This is a genomic window from Methylocaldum sp. (assembly GCF_039794385.1).
Lineage (GTDB): Bacteria > Pseudomonadota > Gammaproteobacteria > Methylococcales > Methylococcaceae > Methylocaldum.
In genome coordinates, this window is sequence record NZ_JBDIVO010000249.1 from 1 (window position 1) to 6965 (window position 6965).

Consider the following 6965-nt stretch of genomic DNA (forward strand, 5'->3'; position numbering starts at 1 on the left):
AGAAAGCCTCCAGCGAGAATCGCGCAAGCTAGTAAAATTCCCATCGCGATGTTGAAGATTTCCCGCACAATAGTAGCTCCGCTCCAAAATCAAATAGTCATAAACCAAAGCCTGACACCTTCCCCATAACCAGAACCTGACGCCGTCTGGGTTCAGGTTGTTATCATGGTGCTGTCTTCAGGGGGCGGGTTGTTTCGGAGGTAGTCACGAGCCTCACGGATTATCTGTTCGGCTGTTTCATCACGCGGTTGGCACCGCCCGGCCCAGGGACGCCCCGGATGAAGAACATCCCACCGTGGACGTATGCCGGCATGGCGTCCCTTCCCTGGATCATGATTGCCAAACCCATCGATGAGTTTGTTCCACAACGGATCAAACTTCGCTATAAGCAAGGACTCGCCAAGCGGAATCCAAATATCGTCCACGATCAAATAGCGGCAGTGGAAATCGGTAATATTCAGGTTGGAGGCTTCTTCGATGCTCTTGGCGTGTTGCTTTAGCCTGTCGAAAAGAACCTTTCCGGGAGATGCTTCCAAATCACCGCCTTTTCTCGCGCCTTTCGGCACAGCTTTGCCAACATAAATAGGAGCGCTAAATTGCTCATTGCGATTGCGCTCGGAAATTGGCTCGTAGCACGCAAAGGTCCCGGTGTAATAAATGGCGTAGATTCCCGCGCCATTGAAGGTTTTCAAGTTTCCCAAGGGAATAACGGGTCGTCGCAGCATGGCTTGACCGACACTTTCCCCTAAATGCCGTTTATCGAGCGGATTGAAAGGAACGACATTGGTATCCGTCATGCGACGTTCCTTTCTCCAGTGCGACTCAATTTGCGTATTTCGGCTTCCGCTAGTCGTTCCGCCACCGACGCCGCGACTCGACGAGCCAAGGCGACGGGAACGGCATTACCAAGCTGTCTCATGGTCTCTGTCCATGAGCCGTGGAAAATATAACCATCGGGGAACGTCTGAAGGCGAGCGGATTCGCGCACGCTGAAGTAACGAACGCTTCCATCTTCCAGAACCATCATATTTTCGCCTCCAGGCACTCCATGATCCCCTGCCTTAAGGGTTTTTGCCGGAAGGTCGAGCGGGCTCCCGGTATGGCCTTTGTATGCTCGAGCCCCGTCCTGAAAGTTGTGGTTGTAGAACTCCTTTGCCGATTGCTTCCTAGGGTCTGGAATATCCATTAAAGCGTCCCGAACGGTGCGCCATGGGATTTCGTCCAGTGGCAGAAGCGACGAACTTAGATTCTTGATTTTACTTTCAAGTTTTTCCGGTACCTTTGGACGCTTTAACTTTGGTACGTTATGCCTGTCCCAATATTCTTCTGAAACCCATTGGGAATACAGGAGCGCATCGAATGAATGCGTTGGGCGTGGGAACGACCACTCTATGCCAAGATCGGAACGGAAGCCCACGATGAAGACTCGCTCACGCTTTTGTGGAACGCCATAGTCAGCGGCGTTCACACGGGTAGGAACAACATTATATGTAAGCCCCCTCCCATGAAGCGCGCCGGAGGTTTTCTCTTCTTGCAGCCTGCGCAAGTGATCCATCCATGTTTCACGGTGGCTTCTCGTGACTTCCGGAAATTCGAGTTGAAGCAGGATGTATTGGTAATAATTCGCGAAGCTTGAACGGGTAAGACCTTTTACATTTTCAATGATGAAGGACTTTGGCCTTAGCTTCCGGACGAGTTCCACCGTCGCTGGAAACATGTCGCGCTCATCGCCATACGCCTTGTGCTTGCCTCCCATTGAAAACGGTTGGCATGGCGGCCCTCCCGCAAGTAGGGCAATTCCCTCGGGGATTGAGGACCATTCAAAATGTCGGACATCTCCTTCCCAAAGCGGCCAATCGTGGACCAATGGATATCCGCGCTTTTGATTCTCCCTGATCGTGTCGCACGCCCATCTATCCCATTCCACAACGGCTAGCGAATCGAAGCCCGCGAGGGATACTCCCATGGCAAGCCCTCCCGCGCCCGCGAAAAGCTCAACGGATTTCATTTTTCACCTTTTTGTTCCCGCAGAAATTCCCGGATAATCAGTGACAAACGTTCGGTATTATCTATTTCACATTCCCAGACAACTAGTACCCGCCATCCTAAGGATCTCAACTCCTTCTGGTTGCGTAAGTCCCGTTCTTTGTTCGCTTCCAGCTTTGGCTTCCAAAAGTCCAGTTTCGATTTTGGTAGTCTTGCAAGCTTGCAATCGGGGTGGCGATGCCAAAAACAGCCGTGCATGAAAATTACCGCGCGTTTCGAAGGAAAAACCAAGTCAGGCTTTCCTGGCAGTTCCTTGACGTGAAGTCGATAACGAAATCCCATTCCGTGGACAAGGCGACGAAGCTTGATCTCCGGGGCCGATCCTGTGCCTCGAATGAGCGACATCCGCTTGCTTCGTTCTTCCGGGGAAAGGGTATCCATCAGTTCGTTCCTCACTGACACTGAGTGTCATCGTGGTGTGGTAATTTTATCGCAACCCGTGCGCCAGTTTGAATTTAACGGTGTGTGAGGTCTTGGCACAGGTTTTTGTTCACTGACGGGATAATTGTTTTTAAGTGTAAGCTGACTTTTTTATCAGCCTAATGCATACAAGAAGTTGGAGAGAAAATTTGGCTTGGGCTGGCTAGCCCTTTTGTCTTGCAGCGATCTTCCGGCGATTATCCAGCCTCGTTTAGTTTTTTTCCTGGACTCCTCGATCTCGGGGCTAACCTGCCCGCGCTCCAGGCATGTCTCGCCGAATGCAATCCAACCTTATATTCCCGCCACACCTTTTCCATGGCCTCGAAGTGTTCTCCCGTCAGCTTTTGCCCTTCCTTGTTGATCAAATTCTGCCATCGATACCGATCAATTCCGGTTCGTAGCTCCAGGTCCCGATATGAGAAGTCGGAAAGGCGGAGCACTTCAATGAAGCGGTCTTTCGGTCTCATCTAGTCCATAGGATGTGCTGACCATTGGGAAGCGCCCTTCGACGGGGCTCAGGACAGGCATCGTTCGCGATCGATGGGGCTCATGCCGCGCCATCCCTGCGGGCGGCGCTGCCGTACAAATCGGCACCAATCCTCCGGGAGAGGATTGGGACGCGGAGCGCCCGCTAGAGCGTTTTTCATCCCGGTGTACGGATTCGTGTTCGGGCGGGAAGAACGTAGGTCGGCAAGGGATTGCCGACCTACCTATCGGGCTCCCTGATACCGGATCGGAAAATGCTCTAGGGTGAAAAACAAGGATGTTTTTCATCAATCCTGCCGATTTGTCGCTTCGCTCTACCTATCCGACTCAGTTCGCGATCGATGGGCTTCGCAGGCTCAGCCCATCCTATACCGACGACCGTTGGAAATCGGAAAACCGCGCAAGACAGGATTTCACTAAAATGCCTGAATACCCGGTAGGTTCCAAAACCCTTCGAACGGCCTACTGAGATAGGCTCTGAGCACGCGTTCAAAGCTCTATTTGCGTCAGGCAACAAAAAAGGGCCATACCGAAGTATGGCCCTTTGAATTGTTGGCTGGGGGACCTGGATTCGAACCAGGGTTGACGGAGTCAGAGTCCGTAGTCCTACCGCTAGACGATCCCCCAGTAGTAAAGCACGCCGGGGAAGCCGGCGCGCCTTGCATTAACGCTTAGAGTACTGCGGACGGCGTCTTGCTTTGTGCAGGCCGACTTTCTTGCGTTCGACTTCGCGCGCGTCGCGGGTGACGTAGCCGGCTCTGCGCAGCGGCTGGCGCAGGGTTTCGTCGAAGCTCATGAGGGCGCGGGTCAAGCCATGGCGGATGGCTCCGGCCTGGCCGGTGGGACCGCCGCCTGCAACCTTGACGAATACGTCGATCTTTTCCATCAGAGCGACGAGTTCGAGCGGCTGGCGCACGACCATCTGGTCGGTCTTCCTGCCGAAGTACTCTTCCAGCTGTTTGTCGTTAACGACAATACGACCGGTTCCGGATTTTGCGTAGACGCGTGCGACCGCGCTTTTGCGGCGACCTGTTCCGTAATACTGCGCTTGTGCCATGGTTGATTCAGCTTCTTAAATTAGATTTCCAACAATTTGGGCTGTTGAGCCTGGTGATTGTGCGTGGGCCCTGCATAGACTTTCAGCTTGCTGAACATGGCGCGGCCCAAGGGATTGCGGGGCAACATACCTTTTACGGCGGTCTGGATGATGCGCTCCGGATGAGTTCCGCGCAGCTTGCCCAGGGCCACGGACTTCATGTTGCCGATGTAACCGGTGTGCTTGTAATAGATCTTGTCTTGCTCTTTATTGCCGGTAACACGCACTTTTTCCGCGTTGACGACGATGATGTAGTCGCCGGTGTCGACATGAGGCGTGTATTCCGCTTTGTGTTTGCCGCGCAGACGACGCGCGATCTCCGTCGAAAGGCGCCCCAGCGTCTTTCCTTCCGCGTCGATGACGTACCAGTCGCGTTTTACTTCGGCCGGTTTTGCGCTAAAGGTCTTCATTACTGCACGCTCCAAACTCTGGCGTTGTTCGAAAAAGCGGGTATGGTACCCGACAACACATTATAAAACAAGCGATCGCTGAATGGCGGACCGATCGTCTTCTCCATACTCGGCGGCGGTACGCTGGACGTATTCCGGAACCAGCCACTTGAGCTTGTGCAGGATCGCGGCCTCGTCGAAAGACCGGCAAGCCTCGGCCAGCTCGATCACGGCTTTCTTGGCCATCCGATAGTCGACGGTCAGGGGATGGGCCAGCAAGAGCTTGCTGTGCTCGGTCGGCGTGGGCCCCTCATGATCGTTGAACAATTCCTCGCTGATTTTTTCGCCGGGCCGGAGTCCGACATATTCGATCCGGATATCCTGTCCGGGGCGTTTGCCGCTCAAGCGGATCATCTGTTCGGCCAGGTAGCTGATCTTGACCGGGTCGCCCATGTCCAGCACGAAGACTTCTCCGCCTTTTCCGATGGTCGCGGCCTGCATGATCAATTGGCAGGCCTCGGGTATCGTCATGAAATAGCGGGTGACATCGGGATGAGTCACGGTGACCGGCCCGCCGGCCCTGATTTGCTCGCGGAACAGAGGCACCACGCTGCCCGCGGAATCCAGCACGTTCCCGAAACGCACGTTGATGAAACGAGTCCCGGCGACGCCGTTCATGCTCTGCACCAAGACTTCCGCCGCCCGCTTGGTCGCTCCCATGACGTTTTCCGGGGCTACGGCCTTGTCGGTGGAGATCAGCACGAATTCGTCGACACCGCCCGCGATCGCCGCTTCCGCCACCGTATAAGTGCCCAGAACATTATTCTGAACTGCCTGGCGGACCTGATATTCCAGCAACGGGACGTGCTTGTACGCCGCCGCATGGAAGATGACTTCCGGCCGATATTGCGAAATCACCTGCTCGACGGCGAGCTTGTCGGTGACATCGCCGAGTATCGCGGACAGGCGCAATCCGGGGAAGCTGCGCCTCAACGCCCGTTCGATCTGGTAGAGATTGAATTCGGAGCGCTCGAAAACGATCAGCTCGGCAACGGAAAATTGTGCGATTTGCTTGCAGAGCTCCGAGCCGATCGAGCCGCCTCCGCCGGTAACCAGAACCCGCTTTCCGCCGAGATGGGCCTGAATGCCCTGCCGGTCGAGCTTGATCGGCGCGCGTCCGAGCAAATCCTCGATGGAGACTTCGCGCAGGTGCCCCGACATTTGGCCCGACAGCATTTCCTGCATCGACGGCAAGGTCAGAAATGGGACGCCGGTTCCTTCGCAAATTTCGACGAGACGCCGCATCTCCTTGTCCGTGGCGGATGGCACCGCGATCAGAATCGTCTCGATCTCCAATTTCTCGACGAGCCGCGGAATCTGTTCGCAACGTCCCCTCACTCTCACGCCGTGAATCTCGCTTCCTTTCTTCTTCGGATCGTCATCCACGAACGCGATCGGGGCGAACTCGGTCCCGGCGGCGCGAAGCAGGTCCCTCACCAGCATTTCGCCGGCCTTGCCCGCACCGACGATCAGCGCGCGCCGCCCGGCCGACATCGGCGCGCCGCGATCTTTCCAGATGCGGTAGATCAGCCGCGGCGTGGACAACAGAAATAGCAGCAGCACCGCATAGAGCGGAATGACGGAACGGGGCACGCCTTCCAGCCGATTGACGGAAAACAGGATGATGGCGATCGTGGCAATCCCGAGGCAAGACGCCTTGGCGATACGGACCAGGTCGGGAATGGACGCGAACCGCCAGATGCCGCGATACAGTCCCAAGCGGCGGAAAAACACGGCTTGGACGACGAGGACCAGGGGCAGCCAGTGCAGCGAAGTCCGCGTTTCGAGTTCGGGCGGCAACGACAAATTGAACCGCAGCCAATAAGCGCCCAGCCAGGCGAGCGCCACCATGATCAAATCATGAATGAATATGATCGTTCCCGAGCGCATTTTCGAAAGCATGTCCTGCATCGCTTACCCCCCCTGTTTTCCTGCCTCCAGCCATAGCGCCAAGCCTATCAAAGGCGCATAGGCACACGCCAGAAAGACCGGCTCCAGCTGCGGCCAGCGCACCGCCGCGAAGGCCCAAGGCAATAACCAGCACAGATTGATGGCCAAGACCGACAGGCTGACCCGCTTGTGACTGGCCCAGCACCGCGCCGCGCGCTGGTACGCATGGCTGCGGTGCGCCTCGTACCAGCGCTGTCCGCTGAGCATACGCCTCACCAGCGTCACGGTCGCATCCACGAAAAACACGCCGAACAGAATCAGCCAGACCGCCAGGGACAGCGTACCTTCGACGGAGGTACGCAGCGCGAAAACGGCCAGAACGAACCCGACGAACGCGCTCCCGACATCCCCCATGAAGATTTTCGCGGGAGGCCAGTTCCAACATAAGAAGCCGCCCGCCGCTGCCGCCAGGGCTAACAATAAAACATTTGCATCCCCTGGGAACAGCGGCGACTGATAGGCCAGAAGCCCGTACGCGGATATCGCCACCGAAACAACCTCGATTCCCGCGATGCCGT

Annotated in this window: 7 protein-coding genes and 1 tRNA gene; all 8 read right to left on the bottom strand. The window is 56.0% G+C overall.

Going from position 1 to position 6965, the window contains the following annotated elements; genetic code table 11:
* Nucleotides 1-152: 152 nt before the first annotated feature.
* Nucleotides 153-797 carry an Eco29kI family restriction endonuclease gene (locus tag ABJK70_RS17675; protein WP_347258630.1) on the bottom strand — a complete coding sequence of 215 codons (645 nt, stop codon included), beginning with the start codon at nt 795-797 and terminating at the stop codon, nt 153-155.
* Nucleotides 794-2008 carry a DNA cytosine methyltransferase gene (locus tag ABJK70_RS17680; RefSeq protein ID WP_347258631.1) on the bottom strand — a complete coding sequence of 405 codons (1215 nt, stop codon included), beginning with the start codon at nt 2006-2008 and terminating at the stop codon, nt 794-796. The genes ABJK70_RS17675 and ABJK70_RS17680 overlap by 4 nt, the downstream gene beginning before the upstream one ends.
* Complete coding sequence (locus ABJK70_RS17685; RefSeq protein WP_347258632.1) at nt 2005-2427, bottom strand: very short patch repair endonuclease; 423 nt, start codon at nt 2425-2427, stop codon at nt 2005-2007. The genes ABJK70_RS17680 and ABJK70_RS17685 overlap by 4 nt, the downstream gene beginning before the upstream one ends.
* Before the next feature lie 1078 nt (nt 2428-3505).
* Nucleotides 3506-3579 (bottom strand) — tRNA-Gln (locus ABJK70_RS17690).
* A 37-nt stretch (nt 3580-3616) separates the two neighbouring features.
* Complete coding sequence (gene rpsI / locus ABJK70_RS17695; RefSeq protein WP_133717496.1) at nt 3617-4009, bottom strand: 30S ribosomal protein S9; 393 nt, start codon at nt 4007-4009, stop codon at nt 3617-3619.
* Nucleotides 4010-4029: 20 nt separating this feature from the next.
* Nucleotides 4030-4458 carry a 50S ribosomal protein L13 gene (gene rplM / locus ABJK70_RS17700; RefSeq protein WP_077730788.1) on the bottom strand — a complete coding sequence of 143 codons (429 nt, stop codon included), beginning with the start codon at nt 4456-4458 and terminating at the stop codon, nt 4030-4032.
* Between the two features lie 60 nt (nt 4459-4518).
* Nucleotides 4519-6399: a nucleoside-diphosphate sugar epimerase/dehydratase gene (locus tag ABJK70_RS17705; protein WP_077730801.1), complete on the bottom strand. Its 1881-nt coding sequence runs from the start codon at nt 6397-6399 to the stop codon at nt 4519-4521.
* Between the two features lie 12 nt (nt 6400-6411).
* On the bottom strand, nt 6412-6965 hold a 554-nt coding region (locus ABJK70_RS17710; protein WP_347258633.1), incomplete at its 5' end, for a glycosyl transferase.